Origin of the sequence: Oscillatoria sp. HE19RPO (genome assembly GCF_024220515.1) — a bacterium.
GTDB lineage: Bacteria > Cyanobacteriota > Cyanobacteriia > Cyanobacteriales > Laspinemataceae > Laspinema.
Window position 1 is genome coordinate 19,358 of record NZ_JAMXOT010000003.1, and the last position, 18,013, is coordinate 37,370.

The following is an 18,013-nucleotide window of genomic DNA, read 5'->3' on the forward strand; positions in this document are numbered from 1 at the left end:
GGGGTTTCATGTAGGGGCGCAATGCTTGCGCCCTCTTGACTCTTGTCTCTTGACTCTTGTCTTCCTGCTACTGTACCGAAACCCTGATCGAATGTAGAACAGCGATCGCCGCCCATTTACTCACCCGGGGACGGCGAACCCTTGAGTGCCAAATCCGGTAAGGAATTGGATGCCGGGAGAACCCGAACCCGGGCGAATTTGAGGCCCGAGACTCCCGGTTGGGGTTCGACTGTACCAAAGTCTATCTTCTCGTCCACCCAACCTTCCCGGGCTAAATAGCGCAAATACTGCTCATACTCTTCCCATTCCTTGTTCGTCGCATAAACCACGGTTAACATCCCCGGACGGGTAATCCGATCGCCGGTTTGCGCTTCTACTCCCTTGTCAATTCGTTTTTTGACAATTTCATACCGGGTATCCCGGGTTCCGCGAACATCAAACAGTTTTTCTGTTTTTTCATCATGAAAAATATCCACGGTGCAATCTTGCACCAAAACCAGATGGGTCACTTCTAGGGTCGTTTGGTAATCCGCTTGAATTCTCAATGCCACCCGCGCACAGTCACAAACCGCTCGCAGTTGTTCATAGCGTAAACTGTGTAGATGAAAGCGGGAAAACGATGGATTAATCGCGGACCCGGCATAAATCATGTGATCAATGCCATCGCTACATTCCACATCACAGTAATGAGGAATGATTTTCTGCATTTTCTCCTGCCAAATCTCCCAAGTGTCTCTTAAGCGTGCGTTAATTTGATTAACCGTCTCGTCATAGCGCGATCGCGCCAGATAAACGCACTCATGTTCATTATCACAAGCGCGTCGATAGGTTGCCACTGCCTCGGCAGCTAATGGGGAACAGTTGCAAAAATAGTCAAAATACCCTTCCAGATGCTCTTTCAAATACTCGATCGCCGTGATTTCTCCATCCACGGTCACCCCACGTTGGATCCCCTGAATGCGTTCCAGCAGATCCAGTCTCAGTTGTTCGACAAAACTCTGTTCATCAGCGGCACAAACCGCTTCCACCACGGCTAAACCCAACTGAAACTGTTCGATTAAATCCGCTTCAATGGCTCGATTTCGCTCGTCTGAGGACCCCCGAATATCCGATATTCCATACAGGGGATACAGTTCGGCAAAAACGATCGCCTCCGGTGGCAATCCCCAACTGCGCCGTTCTAACTCCTGAACAAACCGCCATTCTACCGAGGGATGAATGTTTGTAAATTGGGTCAACCGTTGTTGGACAATTTGGCGCAATGCTACCGTAAACGGTGCAATCAGTTCCTCTCCCCGGCGAATATCAATGGCATGGAAGTGATGGGGTTGAGACTTAGTTAACCCCACTAATCCCACCATTTGCTGGGATTTGGACGGCGATCGCCGTCCCAATCGGGAATCATTCCCACTCACCTGCACCACCAGGGGAATCAATAACAAGGAGCGCACTCCCGCTTCTACCAGTTGCTTCTCGCATTCTCCGGTCCAATCTGCACTCAAATCCGTGACATTCCAGATCCGATTGGCGTCTGCTGCTTGCCGGAAGTGGGACCCTTGGAGGGAGTCGAGAGGATAACTGGTGACGCTCAAGTTTCTCGATTCGGTTTCCACAAACAGGCGGACGGGATCTCGCTCGGTACTCAGGATAAAACTGTTGTCACATCTAAACAAGGATTTGAGGTGCTGATTAATTTGCCGAAAGCGATCGGGACGTAAAATTGAGTGGGTACTAATCAGTAACCGGGAAATCTGCCGAATGGTCTCCCGAATGGTCACATCCATCCCTTCTAGCAGGAGTAATCCCTCAACGCGATAATTTTCCCAACAGACGCGCTGTTCCAAGCTTTCTAGGGTAGAGAGGTCCGTCAAGCTTTCGGGATTTTCGGGTCCGGAGTGCTGTTCTAAGCGTAAATCGGCAAATTCATCTTGCTCGGGATCCAGGGGAATGATTTTGAGTCCTGCCGTATTCACCCAAAACTCGATTATCCTGGGTTCTGAGTAGTTCGGACTATGAAAGCTGACGATCGCCGGTTCATCCCATCCTAACTGACTCTGGAAATCAATTCCATAGCGATCGCCCAAAATTCGCAACAGCACCTGACGCCGATATAACTGTTCCAGGTCCTGGCGATCATCTTCACTTAGGTGATCCTGTAGCAAATGGTGCAACAACCTTTGGCGATCGTCGCGACTTTGTTGTTCTAGACTCGCCTGAATTCCCGCCAGTTGACACAAGGTTGGATTCCCATAACAAACGGTAAAATTTTGGGGTTCAACGGCTGCGATTAACAGTTTCGTCCCCCGTCCCAAGCGACTGAGACAGTCTAAATTGTCCTTCCAAATTCTAATTTTTTCCCCTTCCGACGACGCCGGTAAATCCCCAGACAGGCTCTGCCACAGTGCATCCCCATCGGACAGTGATTCCTGATTTGCCGTTGGGGAAAACTCCCCGGAAAGCGGATCTATCTCCCTATAGGAGTCTATACCTCTATTGAAGATTGACGGAGAATCATTCATAATTTTGGGATAGATGCTGTTTGGGCCTGCTGGTCTTCACACTGATGCCGTTGGCTGGACTTTCGTTATTTTTAAACCCTGTAGGATGCAGATTGTGGAGAGAATCCCTGAGCTATTATTGGGTGACTCTGCTCCACCGAAGCTGCTTCACAATTAGCCCGGTCTTTGATTTATTTTTGTTGACTGAAAGCCATCTTCTCACCCAGGTGATATAAAAGGCCCTTTTTATTTTCTTTGCTTAAAAATGATGATAGCCGATTTCGAGCGAAGTGCCAAGTTAGAGGGCTCAGGCTGAGGGTAGGGATCCGGCCAAAATTTTAAGCGATTTCTAGTCCGGGGGGACAAGATGGGTTGGAAATCGGTTTTTTTGACAAACTCTGTAGCCATCAGCAGTTTTATCTAGGCGGTAAAATCGGGTTTCTGTCCGCATTTTTTGAAAGCTGTACTGGCGTACTCGGTGTCCCATTTGATGAATTTATAGCGGTTCTCGCACTCTCCAAAAATGTACGTGAATAAATGTGGGAACCGCTATATGAATAGACCTCTTGCAAAAAAAAGGATTGATCCCCCCAACCCCCCTTAGAGATCCCCCTCCCGTCCCCCTTAAGAAGGGGGAAGCCAGAGGAATAAATGTTTATTTACTGGGGGGCTTTAAAGAATTTTGCAAGAGCTCTAATATAGGAAACGATAAAATCGTGACGTTGTAATAAGAAAGATAACGACTGAAGTCGTTACTACGAACATGAGGGAACGACTGAAATCGGGACGTTGTACTAAGGGAATTGCAAAAAATAAACCCGCCAAAACGTTCGTAGTAACCCCTTCAGGGGTTTCTTTAAACGACTGAAGTCGTTACTACGAACTTAAGAGAATAACCGATTAGTTAATGTTGTATCCGAATAGATTGGGGTTGACTTCTGCCAATTCTAAATCGGCTAAACCGTATTCGGACCAACGGCGATCGACCATTGCGGCTACTTCCGGATCGGACTCTAAGGGTTCTCCCCATTCATGTTCGGTTTCGGGCGGAATTTTGGTGGTGGCATCGATACCCATGCGTCCGCCTAAGCCAATTTTTTCACTGGCAAAATCTAAACTATCAAAGGGAGTATTGGGTAAAATAAAGACATCGCGTACGGGGTCAACTTTAGAAGAAATGGCCCAAACCACTTGGCGGGGGTCACGAATATTAATATCTTTATCTACCACAATTACAAATTTGGTGTAAGTAAACTGGGGTAAGGCACTCCAAAAGGCTAAGGCGGCCCGTCTTGCTTGGCCGGGATAGGCTTTATCAATGGAAATAATTGCCGCTTTGTAACTGAGGGCTTCCATTGGTAGGAAAAAGTCTACAATTTCTGAGACTTGTTGTCGCAAAATGGGGGTATAAATCCGATTGAGGGCGATCGCCATCATCGCTTCTTCTTTGGGAGGACGTCCGCTAAAGGTGGTTAGATAAACCGGATTTTGGCGATGAGTCATGCAGTGAAAGCGGACCAAGGGTGAATCTTCAACCCCGCCATAATAGCCCATGTGGTCGCCAAAGGGTCCATCAGGGAGGACTTCCCCGGGAGTAATGGTGCCTTCTAAGACAAATTCTGAGTCTGCTGGAACTTCTAAATCGACGGTTTTACATTTGGCGAGGGCGACCCCAGAACCGCCATAGAGTCCGGCAAATAGCCATTCGGACAAGTCTACGGGAATGGGGGTGGCAGCGGCCATAATGATTAAGGGATCGACCCCGAGGGCGATCGCAATTTCCAGTTTTTTACCCTGTTCTGCGGCTTTTCGCAAATGTCTGGCCCCACCGCGTACCGATAGCCAATGGACGGTCATGGTATTGTGAGATTGCAACTGTAAGCGATACACCCCGACATTGGGCGTTCCCGTCTCACAATCTTTGGTAATCACCAATCCCAAGGTGATGATTTTCCCTGCATCTTTGTAATAGGGACGAATTAAGGGTAACTGGTTTAAGTCTAAGTCATCCCCTTGAATCACCACTTGCTGACAGGCGGGGAAAAAGTCCCGTCCGGGTTTTGCCTTGAGGACATCAAAGAGGACTTTGCCAAACTCTACCGCCTGGGCAATTTTTTTCGGGGGTTTCGGCTGTTGTAAGAGGGCCAGTTTTCTGCCGAGTTCCTCTAATTCCAAGGGTTTTTCCATGTTCATCGCCCAACAGACTCGTTCCTCGGTCCCTAAGAGGTTGATTGCGACGGGATGGGCCGATCCTTTAACATTCTCGAATAGGAGTGCGGGTCCTCCAGCTTGTAGCATCCGGTTGGAAATCTCGGCTATCTCTAAATCCGGGTCAACGCAGGTGGTAATCCGCCGGAGTTGTCCCCTAGTTTCTAGGAGGTTCAGGAATTCCCGTAAATCTCGTGCCATGTTTATCCATCAATCGAGCTATCGTCTTTTATTATGATGGAATACTGTCACTTTCTACGGGAATCGCTATGCGAGACGATCCGAGTTTGACTGCTCATCAGGTATTAGAGGCGATCGCGCCATTAAGTCGGGCGATTTCTAAAACTCTTTGGATAGCCTATCAACACTATCCCGAATGGCTGAATGAAAAGTTCAGCAATCAATCCTGGCATCGGGAAGAGTTTCAAGTAAAATTGTCAGAAAAAATAGCAACAGAGTTACGCCAAAATCATCAAGACATAAACAGCCTGATTCGGAGAGTGATTAAGCTTTTAGAAGCTTTTATGAAACCTCCATTTTTTGTATCTTATGAATTTTTAGAATTAATCCAAAATTTTCGGACCTTACTTAAATTTCCAGAAGAACTTGTCCGGGCAGAACCGGCCCTTTCATCGGGAAACTTGACGGTGCAATCGGACCTTGAAACTCAAAGTTTAGAACAGTTTGCCATTCGCTTAGGCTTTAATTTGCCCGAAGCCCTTTCTCTGGGAATGGCGGCCCAATTTAATGCGTTCAAAAATGGGGCAGGGGGCGGGATTGCGATTTTACTTTTAGATGCTGAAAATTTATCCTTAGATGAAGAAGCAGAAAAATTTTTAAAACAAGTTTGTCAATATGATTTACAAATTAAAATTGCCTTTGCTAATTGGCAAAGAATGGGAAAAAAGGATGTTCAACTCCATAAGCGGCATTATGAACTGATTCATGTTCCACCGGGTAAAGATAGTGCAGATGTGAAAATGGCAACGGTGGGTTCCTCTATTTTTGTTCACTATCCCAATGCCAAGGAGGTGTTGGTTTGTTCGTCCGATGGGGTGATGACTCATTTATGTACAACGCTTCAGACTCACGGTTTAACAGTGTATCTAGTTCGCAAACAAGGGAAACTTTTAACGGTTTTGAATACGCAGACGGGTAAAACTCAAACTTATGGAATGGAGGAAATTAACCCGGTTCTTTCGGTGGAAGAATGCGTTAAAACGTTCAAGGGAATCCTCAAAGCTGAACAGAAAAGAAGTGGCAAACAGTGGGTTAAATTTTCGCGGGTTTGTGCGGTGTTTCAGGACCGTTATCAAATCCCCCTGAGTCAAGTGGCGATCGCCTCGGAACCGGGGAAAAAAGCCCGGCACATCTTTTGCGATCGCCCGGATGATTTTGTCGTCCATCAAGTCCCGGGAGATTCCGAACTTTACATTGCTTTATTCGATTGTCTGGAGTTAAAATCAAGCCCCGGGGTTGACTCTCACCCTCTAAGTTTAAAACCCCCGACAATGCCACAGGGTTCTCTTCACAATGGGTTTAATGGCAGAGAAGAAGTTGAACTAGCATTAGAACGGGCGATCGCCTCTATGCACAAGAAATATCCCGGAATGGCGATTTCCACCGGAATGTTAGGTTCAGAATTTAAAGCACTCTATGGTCAAAATCCTAATTGGATTATTAAAAAATTAGGACTTGCCGGAAATTTTAGTAAATTTTTACAGTCCAGTTCGAGATTTACCCTGACCCCATCCCCTCAAACGGGTGAAATCATCATCGGAGAAAAACACAGCCCTAATTCTAAAGTTTTTACCCTGAAACCGGGAATCCCTGCTGCCTCTTCTTTCGCCATTAAAAACTCGATAGACTTAGAAAAGTATTTGATAGAACTGCTGGGAAGATTAACCGAAAATTCCTCTAAAAAATCCATTCCTCTCTCCTCCTTGGCGAGTGAATTTAACGCCGAATATGGAATCCCGATTACCCAGCTTATGAAACGATTGAAAATCAAAGGAAAATTCACCCATTTTCTGGATTTATCTAAATCGTTTAAATTAAAAAAAATAGGGAAAGTGTATCAAGTCGCCCTCCTGTCCCCAACGCCTTAACCCCTCCGATTTTTGAGGAAACGAGTAAAATTAAAGGGCATTAGAGTCATTGAGGACAGTGATATCGGATTCATGGAAATCGATCACATTCACTTTTACGTTAAAGATGCTACAGCACAACGGGACTGGTTCGTAGATTGCCTCGGATTTGAGGCAGTCGCCAGTTTCACCCACACCGACACTCACACGGAACTGATTCAAAGTGGTTTAGTTCGGTTTGCACTCTCTTCACCCTTGTCTGTTGCTTCTCCGGTGGCGGAATATCTCGATCGCCATCCTCCGGGAGTCGCAGATATTGCTTTTGCCGTTGAGGATTTAGCATCCTGCTTGGATCAAGCAGCTTCTGCCGGTGCAAAAGTCTTACAACCCCTACAGGAACAACCCCCATCGTTTTCCCCGTTAAAATCGGCAAAAATTGCCGGATGGGGAGAACTGAGTCATACCTTAATTCAACGGGGTGACTCCCCTGATGCCATCCCGAGTTTTCCTGACCCAACTTATCCCATTTTAACGGATGAAACCCTTAAAAAATCAATCTACTCACCCCAAAACTTTTTCCCTCAACCGACCTCAAATCCTGTTTCTGATAGTCTCTATCTCAATATTGACCATTTTGTTTTAAATGTCAAAAAAGGAGACTTAAAAACCGCTTTATCCTGGTATGAAAAGGTTTTCGGATTTCAAGGTCAGCAAACCTTTGATATTCAAACTGAACGGTCTGGATTGCACTCTCAGGTGATGATTTATCCCGAAAGTTCCATTCAGTTCCCCATTAATGAACCCACCTCCGATACCTCTCAAGTGCAAGAGTTTTTAGAGATAAATCGCGGGCCGGGAATTCAGCATATTGCCTTAAAAACGAATCATATTCTAGGAACCGTTGCTCAGTTACGGAAAAATGGAGTCTCATTTATTGATGTGCCCCCGACTTATTATGCAACCCTGCGCCAACGTCTGGGGTTTGATGAAGGGTCGGCAGAGTGGCAAGACATTCAAAGGAAAAAAATTTTAGTAGATTGGCCTCCTGAAACCCCACATTCCCTTTTACTACAAACCTTTACTCAACCCATTTTTGAACAACCCACTTTCTTTTTTGAAGTGATTGAGCGTCGAGAGGAGGCGGCAGGATTTGGTGAAGGAAATTTTCAAGCCTTATTTGAGGCGATCGAACGAGAACAACTGAAACGGGAGGAAGATTCGGCCTAATTTTCCTCATCGAATTAGGTTTAGGTCCCCAGGACAAGAAACCGGGTTTTTGCCTATTGGGTGAAAAACCCGGTTTCTAACCCTCGGTGAGGTCCCCAGGACAAGAAACCGGGTTTTTGCCTAAATTTGTGACAAATTGCCAAAACTGGGGTGAAAAACCCGGTTTCTAACCCTCGGTGAGGTCCCCAGGACAAGAAACCGGGTTTTTGCCTAAATTGGTGACGAATCGCCAAAAATTGGGTGAAAAACCCGGTTTCTAACCGCCTGTTAAATTGCCCGGTAGATAAAGCTGAGAGTGGCCCAGCGATCCACATGAAGCGCCCAGCGGTCGGGGGAAGTGTTGGCATTGGGGAGACTGGCAAGGCTGGCGGTATGGAGGTCCTGTAAAATCGCTTGGACGATCGCCAGGGGATTAGTCACGGGAATCAGAGGTTGAGCATCTCCCTGGGGACGCATGAAACCAGATAAGGCAGAAAAGGTTTTCGTAAACGGACTGGATGAAAAAATCACCTGGGTTTCCGTTAATCCCGCTTGACCATGCACCACCCATGATCCCGTACCCGAACCCGTAGGAATTGTCAGGGTTTCCCCGGGAAGTAGCAGATTTTGTTCTAAGGTGGGTTGAGTTTGTCCAGTATTGGAAGTGCTGGGGTCATCGGAGGGATAGAGGACGATCGCATTGCCACTATTATCTAAGGAAAAGAGCAGGCAGTATAAGGGGCGATCGCTATAATTAAAGGCCCGATAGCGAATCCGACTCCCCAAGGGAACCCCTAACGGACTATTCCCATTGCGCGACAGGGGAACCGCAGATAACTCGGGGGCTTCCCAAGGGGCGCGACGGGTTTCGCTTTGCACGATCGCCTTGGCTTCAGGTCCCAAAGTTTCCAAGTTAACCCGCACTCCCAACCGAGAAGACCCTTCATTGGAGCTCAACCGCAATAATTTGGTCGCCAGTAACGTTTGCAGTTGGGGAACTAACCGCTGTGCCGAGGATTTAATCGCTTCTCCCTGTTCTCCCATCGTGTTCAGCAGCAGGTTTTTCCCCAGGGAAAATAGCGCATAACTCCCGGGGGGAATCATCGGTAAGGCGGAACTGGGGAGTTGCGCTAACATCGCCTCTTGAGCTCGCCCAAATAAATAGTCTGCCGGTTGTTCTCCGGCAATCACGGTGGTTACTCGGGGAATTCCAGCAAAGGCACTGGTGGCATCCACCCGTTCGATGCGTTGCAATCCGGCATCTAAAGCAATGGTCAAGTTGAGATTCCGGGGGATTGTCCGAACTGTTTCTTGGACGACTTGACCGACTTTCAGGGGGTTGGGAGACTCAGGGGTTGATTGTTCAACCCCCAAGACTTGCGCTTTCACGGTTAATCCGTCTCGCGATCGCACCTGTAAGCGGTAGGATGGCAGGTCACTTTTCCCTGAAGGAACCGGGGTGAACATTGAATTGACTTCTAAGGATTCGATCGCCTGAGCTGGAAGTCCTCCCAACCACAAAACTGCCGTTTGACCGTTGTCTTCTATCGCTGTCACAGCACCCTCGGCACTGGGTTGATTAAAGACAAAACCCGGTAAGGTTTCATCGGGAGGATTGTTGCCTTCTCCAGAGGGTGGCGCTTCAAAGGTTTTTAAAAGTTGGGGTTGTTGCAGGGGAAAACCCGCAATCTGCTGAACGGCACAAGAAGCTTTCTGGAGGCTGGATTGCAGGGTATTAGCTGGGGTGGCCAACCACAGTTGCTGGGTGATGGCATAAGTAAAGACTCCGGCGCTAAAGCCATTCCATCGGCCTTCGGTGGCTAACTGATTAGCACCGGATGCCGCTAAAACCACCCCTTTAAAGGAGGAGGGCGATCGCGGAAACAATAAAGCTGGTTTTGGGCTGATTTTTTCCAGAAAGGCGAGTTCGGCATCACTGGGATTGCCCGTGGGAACCCCTTGTTGGGAGCGAATTCGCAGATTTCCTTGGAGGGTGGTCCCCGGATAGCTGTAGCTGGTATCCAAGAAGGCGATCGCCCGGTCCGTTTTCAGCGATCGCAACAGTTCCCAGAGGGTCGCCTCTAAAATATCATTGGCGGGTCTTCCCCCACTGCCGGTTCCTCCATCCACAGGCATCAAACTGGTTTGCAATCCCGTGGTGGATTGGTCCCAATTAATCCGACGACCATATCCACTAAAATGGAACACCACCAAATCCCCGTTGGTTGCTTGTTGTCCCAAATGATTGATAAAAGCATCTTCAATATTGGCACGAGTGGCTTGTCCATCGATCAGAGTGACGATATCCCGGGGATTAAACCCAAACCGATAAATCAAGAGTTCTCGTTGCAGTTCCACATCCGTGACACAACCGGAGAGGGGATTTAAGCCCGGATAGGCGTTGATCCCCACTAATAACGCCAACTTGCCAGAGGCGGGTGCCGCCAAAGCTTGGTAATAGCGCTGGCTAGATTTCCAGATGATGGACTCGCTAATTCCCAACCCGGCTAGGATGCCGCTTGCCCTGCGTAAAAATTCTCGTCGCTTCAGTCCCATTCCCTAAATCGTCCTTCTTACCCTTATAATGCTTATTTTTCACCGGGAATGGACTCGTGGCAACCCGAGGGGCAGCTTCTTTCTTCAGTGACTCATCAAGGTTTAATCGGGGTCTCATCGTGGGGAGTCCATTCCCTTGGTTCGGTCATGATAACCACTTTATACCGGGACCCGTTGCGATCGCCCGTGGGGTCTTCCTTCCCGTCTTGTCTCTTCACCCATCTTGGGTTCAGGGAGGTTTATCCTCTCTTGGAACCCGCATCTTTGATATTTTTTTGTTAAGAAAGTCTGGCCAACAGAGCTAAATTTTGCATTGGGTATTTGGCAATTTTGCCCATATTTTCTCAACACTCGCCAGTTTTCTTTTGATATTTTCCTGGCGTTCTTTTTCTCTCTCTTTTTCCGCTGTTTTCGTCTCCCAATGGGGACGAACAGACCAACTTTTAGCGATTGTTTCGCTATTTTGAGGTCAGGAAATTATTTCCTCTTTAGTATATAATACCCCTTCAATCGCGATCGGTCAAAACCACAACAAGGAATTTTGCTCCCCCTGGCGCTAATTGGGGTTTCATCGAGAGGCGATCGGCCCTGACGGTGAGGGGAGGACAAGGCGGTGCCTTGTCCCGAGAGCGATCGCAGATTCTTTTGGAGTGCGGTAAGCGTTGGCGTAGCCTGCGCGTCAGCCCTTAGCTATGCCGTAGGCTTTACATCTTGCTCGCTTGTCTTAAGAGCGAGCAAGATGTTTGGGATCACGCCTACAGGCTTAGGGAACTCCAAAAAATAAAATCTCCAAAACGTTCGTTCGTATGACGGATCAACGGAGTAGCCCCCTCAATGTAGGGGCGCAATGCGCAGGCCCTCCGGAGGGCGCAAGCATTGCGCCCCTACAGATACCTTCCTTTCAGTTAAACGGTTGGAGGATTTATATTTTGCAATTCCCTTACGTGCTTACGAACTTAAGAGAACGACTGAAGTCGTTACTACGAACAATTAAGACCACATAAGTCTACTGAACCGCTATCCCCCTGTCTTCTCAGTCAGTTAGTACGACTCTACAGCCACCCGCATCGCCCGGGCGAGTTCAGCCGCCACTTCTGGACGAGAAAACTCCGGCGGGGGTAACTCCCCATTCCGCAGCATTTCCCGCACCTTAGTTCCTGACAAGTGAATCCGCTGATCCGGATTACTTGGACTCGTTTTTGTGGTTGCCATACTCTTGGTCAACTGACAGAAGAAAGCGTGCTCAAACTTCATGGGCACGATTCCTAATTCCCCGGGTTCAAACTCATCAAAAATATGTTGAGCGTCGTAGGTGCCGTAGTAATCCCCCACTCCGGCATGATCCCGACCCACAATAAAATGGGTGCAGCCGTAATTTTTCCGGAGTAAGGCGTGGAAAATTGCTTCTCTAGGTCCGGCATAGCGCATCGCTGCTGGGTTAATGGCCAAAATTACCCGGTCTTTCGGGTAATATTTTTCCATGAGAATTTCATAACAGCGCATCCGCACATCGGCGGGGATATCATCCCCTTTGGTGACGCCGACTAGGGGATGCAGGAATAAGGCATCCACACTTTCCAAGGCGCATTTTGTAATATATTCGTGGGCGCGGTGGATTGGGTTGCGGGTTTGGAAGGCAACGATGGATTTCCAGCCTTTTTCCCGAAACAGGGCCCGAGATTGAGCGGGGTCGATTTGGTAATCGGGGAATTGGGGATGCGCTTCGCGATCGAGTAACCAAATCGGTCCGGCGAGATTGATGGGTCCTTGTTCGTACAAGACTTTGACCCCGGGATGATTTTGGTCCTCGGTACGATAGACGTTAACGGCTTCTAATGCCTTGTTGTAGCGATATTTTTGGGTGAGTTCCAGGACGCCGACAAATTTGCCTTCGGTGTCATCTAAGCGCACCCAACTCCCTTCTTTCAGGGGTTCAGCGATTTCTTCACTCACCGGCAGGGTGATGGGAACGGACCAGGGGAGACCATTCGCCAAGCGCATATCCGTGACGACGGGATCGTAATCTTTTTGATCCATGAAGCCCGTCAGGGGGCTAAAACCACCAATAGCAATTAGGATAAGGTCACAGAGTGCGCGATCGCTCAGTTGGAGGCGAGGCATAGTCTCGGCTTGGGCGAGAAATTCCTGCTTTTGAGCGGGACTGACGATCCGATTAATTAGGTGACCGCCGTGGGGGGCGATCGCATCTGGATGTTGAGTCAAAACGATCCCTCTTTAGATATAGTTCAATTCTTAAGCTTTGCTAATTTTTTATCATACTGGTATCTGGGACGTTTGACACGCCTCGATTCGGTGCGATCGCCTTCAGGCCAAGATTGCCCCAATATCAAAAACCCGGCTTTGTTGAAAAACCGGGTTGTTAAGATTGGGACTTTTCAAGTTTTGATGGCAAGAGTAGCAACATGGGTTAGAAACCGGGTTTCTTCAAACCATCTGTGCTAATTTGCAGAAATTCTGGGCAGAAACCCGGTTTCTTGTCTTGGGGGTTAGAAACCGGGTTTCTTTACTCACCCTTTGGCAATTTGCCGCCATTCAAGGCAGAAACCCGGTTTCGGGTCCGATCGCCACAGAATCGCCCTAGGATAACTGTTCGATAATCCCGCCACCGAGGACGCGATCGCCGTCGTACCAAACTGCTGCTTGTCCGGGGGTTACCCCAAACTGCGGTTCATCAAACACCAGTTTGGCGCGATGTCCGCGATCTTCAGGAATCACCGTCACCGGAACAGGCGAGGTCCGATACCGAATCTGAACTTCTGCCCGAATTGGTGCAGTCGGAGGGGCGATCGACACCCAATTGACGCGATCCACGGTGAAACTCGGTTCGGTTGCTGACTCGCGATCGCCGACAATCACCCGATTTTTCACCGCATCCAATGCCACCACATACAAGGGTTCCGCTGCCGCAACCCCAATCCCTTTACGCTGTCCAATGGTGTAGCGATGGATGCCATCATGTTGTCCGAGGACCTTCCCCTGAACATCGACAATATCCCCTTTTTGGGGCTGGATGTACTGTTCTAAAAAGGTTTGCATCGACCCGTGGGCTTCCACCAAGCATAAGTCTTGACTTTCCGGCTTTTCCGCCGTTTGCAGTCCATATTCCGCCGCAATCTGTCTCGTTTCTGTCTTGGTGATTTCACCCAAGGGAAACATACATCCCGCCAGCAATTTTTGGGTTAAGTCGTACAAAAAGTAAGATTGATCTTTATTGCGATCGACGGCCCGCAGTAATTCATACCGTCCAGTCTCTTCGTTATAGTTGACTCGGGCATAGTGTCCCGTAGCAATTTTGTCAATCCCTAGTTCTTCTTTGGCATAACTTAACATCGGGCCAAATTTCACGGCCCGATTGCACTGGGAACAGGGTAATGGGGTAAACCCGGCACTATATCCCGCCACTAAGTAATCGACAATTTTTTCTTGAAATAACTGGCGAGTATCGACGATGTGATGGGGAATATCCAAGTCTTCACAAATTGCGGCAGCATCGACCATCCCCTCAGAGCAGCATTGACCCTTCCCCTTCATTAACCACAGGGTAAGACCAATGACTTCATATCCTTGATGATGTAGGATGGCGGCTGCGGTAGAACTATCCACTCCACCAGAGAGGCCAACGACGACTTTGCTCATAAAATCCCATAAAAGGCCGCTATCTAAACAATTCGGCCAGACAATAACAATCTCTTTCTAGGCTAACAGATCGAGTTGAAATTCATGGTCAAATTTATTGAGATTTTCGGTTAGACCTGAAAAATGTCTGGAATTTCCTGTGCTAGAGTGTCTAAAAACCTCATAATCTTGCTTGGTGAGTGGATATCCCTGTATGGAAAATCTACGATTCGGTTCGTTCGGTTCTAGGAATCGTGAATGGAGTTCGGCGCGATCGCCTGATGTCTGGGTAGGGGCGATTTTAGGGTTCGGTTTAACGGTGGGAGTCGCCGCTGAGTTGTTGCTACCGTCTCAACGGGCGATCGCTCAAACCCTTCCCCAACTTCCACCCCTCCAACAATTTCCCCAGCAACAACCGCAACAACTCCCCCAACTTCCGGTTCCCTCCCAGCAACCCCCTTTCTCCCCGGGACCGATTCCCCAGTTTGAACTCCCTCCGGCCCCACCTGGGCTTCCTCCACTGCCGAGTTCTAAGCGTTATGTGGTCTATATCCCCACGAATAACCCCATCGTACTCGCCCAAGTTCGGTTAATCGAACCGGAGGCATTTATTAAGGAGTTGGACGGAAAAACCGTGATTCAAGCGGGGATGTTTGTGAATAACTCCAATGCCTACAGACGGGCGCGAGAATTAGAGTTATTGGTCGGGATTCGTTCGGCGATCGGCACTATTGAACCCATCTCCCCGGCGATCGCCTCTGCTGTTGGTCCACCGGCTGCCTCTTTGGGCATTTCTAATCCCTATTTTGTCATCATTCCCGGCAACCCCAATGACTTTTCCCGGATTACGACTCAACTAACTACTGCCGGAATTGCCTACCAAGAAATCTCCGTCCGCACCGTTCCCTTTGGACCCCATCTGGCGATCGGACCTTACCCCAATCGCATCACTGCTCAACAAGAAAGCGGTTATATTCGTAATTTTGGCATTGATGCTCGGGTTCATCAATATGATTGATTAATTTCCTAAAACAGGACACGGCAATGCCGTGTCCCCAACAAAATCCTTAAAATTTAACTTTAAAAATCTAGCATTAATAACCCTTTAAATTGTTGATTCATCCAGAACAGCGGACCGTGACCCAACAGCAAAATCGTCAAACTCTAATTCATCAAGTCATCGTGACTTCAGGGCAAATGAGCGCCATTGAAGGACGACTCTTTGCCGCCGGAATGCCCGTCGCTGCATTAATGGAAAAGGTGGCCCAGGCTATTTTTCATCGGTTGATTGCCCTCTATCCTCGTCCCAGAGTCCAACGAGTTGGGGTGTTGGTGGGTCCGGGTCACAATGGCGGAGATGCTTTGGTGGTGGCCCGAGAGTTACATTTTGCCGGATATGAGGTGCTGATTTATCGACCCCTGGCTAAATGCAAGGATTTGACGGGGAAGCATGGGCAATATGTGGCCAGTTTGGGGGTTGAGTTTGTTGACCAAATTGAACCCCTCCTGGATTGTGATTTGATTGTGGATGGATTATTTGGATTCGGATTAGAACGGGCAATTTCTGGGGAGATTGCTCAGGGAATTGACCGATTAAATGAACAGTCTCAACCTGCGATCAGTATTGATTTACCCTCGGGGTTGCATACGGATACGGGAGCAGTTTTAGGAACGGCAATTCAGGCTACCCATACCTTTTGCTTGGGGTTATGGAAGTTAGGATTATTTCATGATCAAGCATTGGCTTATGTGGGAAAGCCGGAATTAATTGATTTTGATATCCCTTTGGCAGATATTCAGGCGGTTTTAGGCGATCGCCATCCCATCCACCGGATTACCTCAACGGTGGCACTCGCCCATCTCCCGCTTCCTCGTCCCCAATTGACCCATAAGTATAAGGAAGGACATCTCCTGGCAATTTGTGGTTCTCAACGGTATATGGGGGCGGCCCTATTATGTGGATTGGGGGCGAAGGCATCGGGGGTGGGAATGTTGACGATCGCCGTTCCTAAATCCCTCAAACCGTACATGAGTCAGCAATTAGCCGATGCGCTGATTGTCGGATGTCCAGAAACTGCTTCTGGGGCGATCGCTGATTTGCCCGATAGCATCGACTTGAGTTCCTTTGATGCGATCGCCTGTGGTTGTGGCTTGACCCTAGATGCGATGGCGGTGGTTCAAGCTGTGTTAGCCAGCGATCGGCCCTTGATTTTAGATGCCGATGGATTAAATGCTTTGGCGCGATTGGGAACCATTCCCACCCTGTCTCAACGAGAAGCCTTTACCCTGTTGACCCCCCATCCGGGAGAATTTAAGCGTCTGTTTCCCGAGGTTCAGGAGGAAGCTGAGGATTTGGTGAGGGCCGTGCGTCGGGCTTCTGAGGAAAGTGGGGCGGTGGTGATGCTCAAACAAGCCAGAACGGCGATCGGCTATCGGGATGGATCGGTTTGGATTAACCCGGAAAGTACCCCGGCATTGGCAAGAGGTGGCAGTGGCGATGTCTTAACCGGGTTATCCAGTGGCTTAATGGCTCAGGCGATCGCCCGGAAAATTCCTCTAGAACCTCTTGTGCAAACCGCCGTATGGTGGCACGCCCAAGCTGCCATTTCTGCTGCTGGTGTTCGCACGGAGTTAGGAGTAGATGCGGTGACGTTAAGCGAGTATTTACTGAAGGTGTTGCCGCAGTTGGTGCGATCGGGCAATGACTTGTAAAAATGATTAGGATAACTCAGGACTACTAAAACAGCCCGTCTTTAACTGACTCTCACCCCTGATGGGTGGGTTGAATTACTTATTTTTCCGTTTACCATCGCATATAGAGAGCATTATAGCAACCGGCTATATGTTTTTGATGAATAAAATCCGTATAGAAGGAAACAGGTCGATATCCAAAGGGGAGCAAAAAATTGTGAATGTCTATCAATCTCCCGCCTAGCTTGCTACTATGGTCATTTCCGACATAGAAGAACTCAAAGTAGATAAAATTAATCCGTTTATTCTCTAGTAATTGTTGTGCGCCCTGAATCACCTCAAAGTCAAACCCCTCTGTATCGACTTTAAGAATATCAATCGAACTAATCTGATGTTTTTGACAGTAGGCATCAATCGTTTCTAGCTCTAATGTGGCAACGTCGCAACTCTTACGGGATGAGATAACCGGAGATTCGGCAATGCAAGAGGCCAAAACAGACTTGGAGTAAATGTATATTTCTTTTGTCTCATGTCTTTTGCCGAATCCTAGGCAATAAGGATGGATATTTTTGTAAGGCTTAACGTTAGCCTGAAGTTCTTTAAATGTTTTTTGAACCGGCTCAAAACAGTAGATTTCGGAGGTGGTAAACTTTTTAGAAAACTTAATTGCTGTTTGCCCAACATTTGCACCAATATCAAATATTGTATGGATTGAAGGGCGAGTGAGGTGAGAATTATAGTGGGGGTCGGATAAAATTTTATTGATATCAGATAAGGGATCGACTCCTAATCCAGTAATCACGTTTTTAGCTGTTATCTGATAACCCGCAGCTAATACCAGTGATTTGATGAGACTTTTAAGCATATTTTTTTCGTAGAGATAGAAAAAAACCTGACAATCTGTGCGGTTTCTTGCTCTTTTAATTTAGCACGCTTTTAAGAAATGGTAAGGCCATTGGCAAAAATTTCACGGAGGTTATAAGCAGCTTGGTTAGGTTATACAGCTGGCTAAAACCGGGGGTAATCCTACCATTAGGGGATTGCAAAATATAAATCATCCAACCGTTCAACTGATGAAAGGAAGGTATGTGTAGGGGCGCAATGCTTGCGCCCCAGGGGCGCAAGCATTGC

At 48.0% G+C, this 18,013-nt stretch carries 11 protein-coding genes; 5 read left to right on the forward strand and 6 right to left on the reverse strand.

Going from position 1 to position 18,013, the window contains the following annotated elements; translation table 11 throughout:
* Positions 1 to 116 precede the first annotated feature (116 nt).
* Both NG833_RS00290 and NG833_RS00295 read right to left on the reverse strand, forming a co-directional pair.
* The gene (locus tag NG833_RS00290; protein ID WP_254563334.1) at positions 117 to 2,519 is read right to left on the reverse strand and encodes a GAF domain-containing protein; all 2,403 of its coding nucleotides are present in this window, start codon (positions 2,517 to 2,519) and stop codon (positions 117 to 119) included.
* 879 nt (positions 2,520 to 3,398) lie between these two features.
* Positions 3,399 to 4,907: a UbiD family decarboxylase gene (locus NG833_RS00295; RefSeq protein ID WP_254563335.1), complete on the reverse strand. Its 1,509-nt coding sequence runs from the start codon at positions 4,905 to 4,907 to the stop codon at positions 3,399 to 3,401.
* 68 nt (positions 4,908 to 4,975) lie between these two features.
* Here NG833_RS00295 and NG833_RS00300 point away from each other — a divergent pair, with 68 nt between their 5' ends.
* A complete protein-coding gene (locus tag NG833_RS00300; protein WP_254563336.1) occupies positions 4,976 to 6,814 on the forward strand; it encodes an NYN domain-containing protein in 1,839 nt (612 codons plus the stop codon).
* Between the two features lie 72 nt (positions 6,815 to 6,886).
* Positions 6,887 to 8,020 (forward strand): 4-hydroxyphenylpyruvate dioxygenase, encoded by a 1,134-nt coding sequence (hppD, locus tag NG833_RS00305; RefSeq protein ID WP_254563337.1) that lies wholly within the window; start codon positions 6,887 to 6,889, stop codon positions 8,018 to 8,020.
* 267 nt (positions 8,021 to 8,287) lie between these two features.
* Here the strand turns inward: hppD and NG833_RS00310 are convergent, their stop codons facing one another.
* Both NG833_RS00310 and sat read right to left on the reverse strand, forming a co-directional pair.
* Positions 8,288 to 10,555, reverse strand: a complete 2,268-nt coding sequence (locus NG833_RS00310; protein WP_254563338.1) for a caspase family protein — start codon at positions 10,553 to 10,555, stop codon at positions 8,288 to 8,290.
* 1,041 nt (positions 10,556 to 11,596) lie between these two features.
* Positions 11,597 to 12,778 carry a sulfate adenylyltransferase gene (gene sat / locus NG833_RS00315; RefSeq protein WP_254563339.1) on the reverse strand — a complete coding sequence of 394 codons (1,182 nt, stop codon included), beginning with the start codon at positions 12,776 to 12,778 and terminating at the stop codon, positions 11,597 to 11,599.
* Positions 12,779 to 13,019: 241 nt separating this feature from the next.
* Here sat and NG833_RS00320 point away from each other — a divergent pair, with 241 nt between their 5' ends.
* The gene (locus NG833_RS00320) at positions 13,020 to 13,157 is read left to right on the forward strand and encodes a hypothetical protein (RefSeq protein WP_254563340.1); all 138 of its coding nucleotides are present in this window, start codon (positions 13,020 to 13,022) and stop codon (positions 13,155 to 13,157) included.
* Here NG833_RS00320 and mnmA read toward each other — a convergent pair.
* A complete protein-coding gene (gene mnmA, locus NG833_RS00325; RefSeq protein ID WP_254563341.1) occupies positions 13,154 to 14,212 on the reverse strand; it encodes a tRNA 2-thiouridine(34) synthase MnmA in 1,059 nt (352 codons plus the stop codon). The genes NG833_RS00320 and mnmA overlap by 4 nt on opposite strands.
* A gap of 193 nt (positions 14,213 to 14,405) precedes the next feature.
* Between mnmA and NG833_RS00330 the strand changes: the two genes are divergently transcribed.
* A complete protein-coding gene (locus NG833_RS00330) occupies positions 14,406 to 15,209 on the forward strand; it encodes a hypothetical protein (protein WP_254563342.1) in 804 nt (267 codons plus the stop codon).
* A 119-nt stretch (positions 15,210 to 15,328) separates the two neighbouring features.
* The gene (locus NG833_RS00335; protein WP_309143823.1) at positions 15,329 to 16,903 is read left to right on the forward strand and encodes an NAD(P)H-hydrate dehydratase; all 1,575 of its coding nucleotides are present in this window, start codon (positions 15,329 to 15,331) and stop codon (positions 16,901 to 16,903) included.
* Positions 16,904 to 16,994: 91 nt separating this feature from the next.
* Here the strand turns inward: NG833_RS00335 and NG833_RS00340 are convergent, their stop codons facing one another.
* A complete protein-coding gene (locus tag NG833_RS00340; protein WP_254563343.1) occupies positions 16,995 to 17,747 on the reverse strand; it encodes an FkbM family methyltransferase in 753 nt (250 codons plus the stop codon).
* Positions 17,748 to 18,013 lie beyond the last annotated feature (266 nt).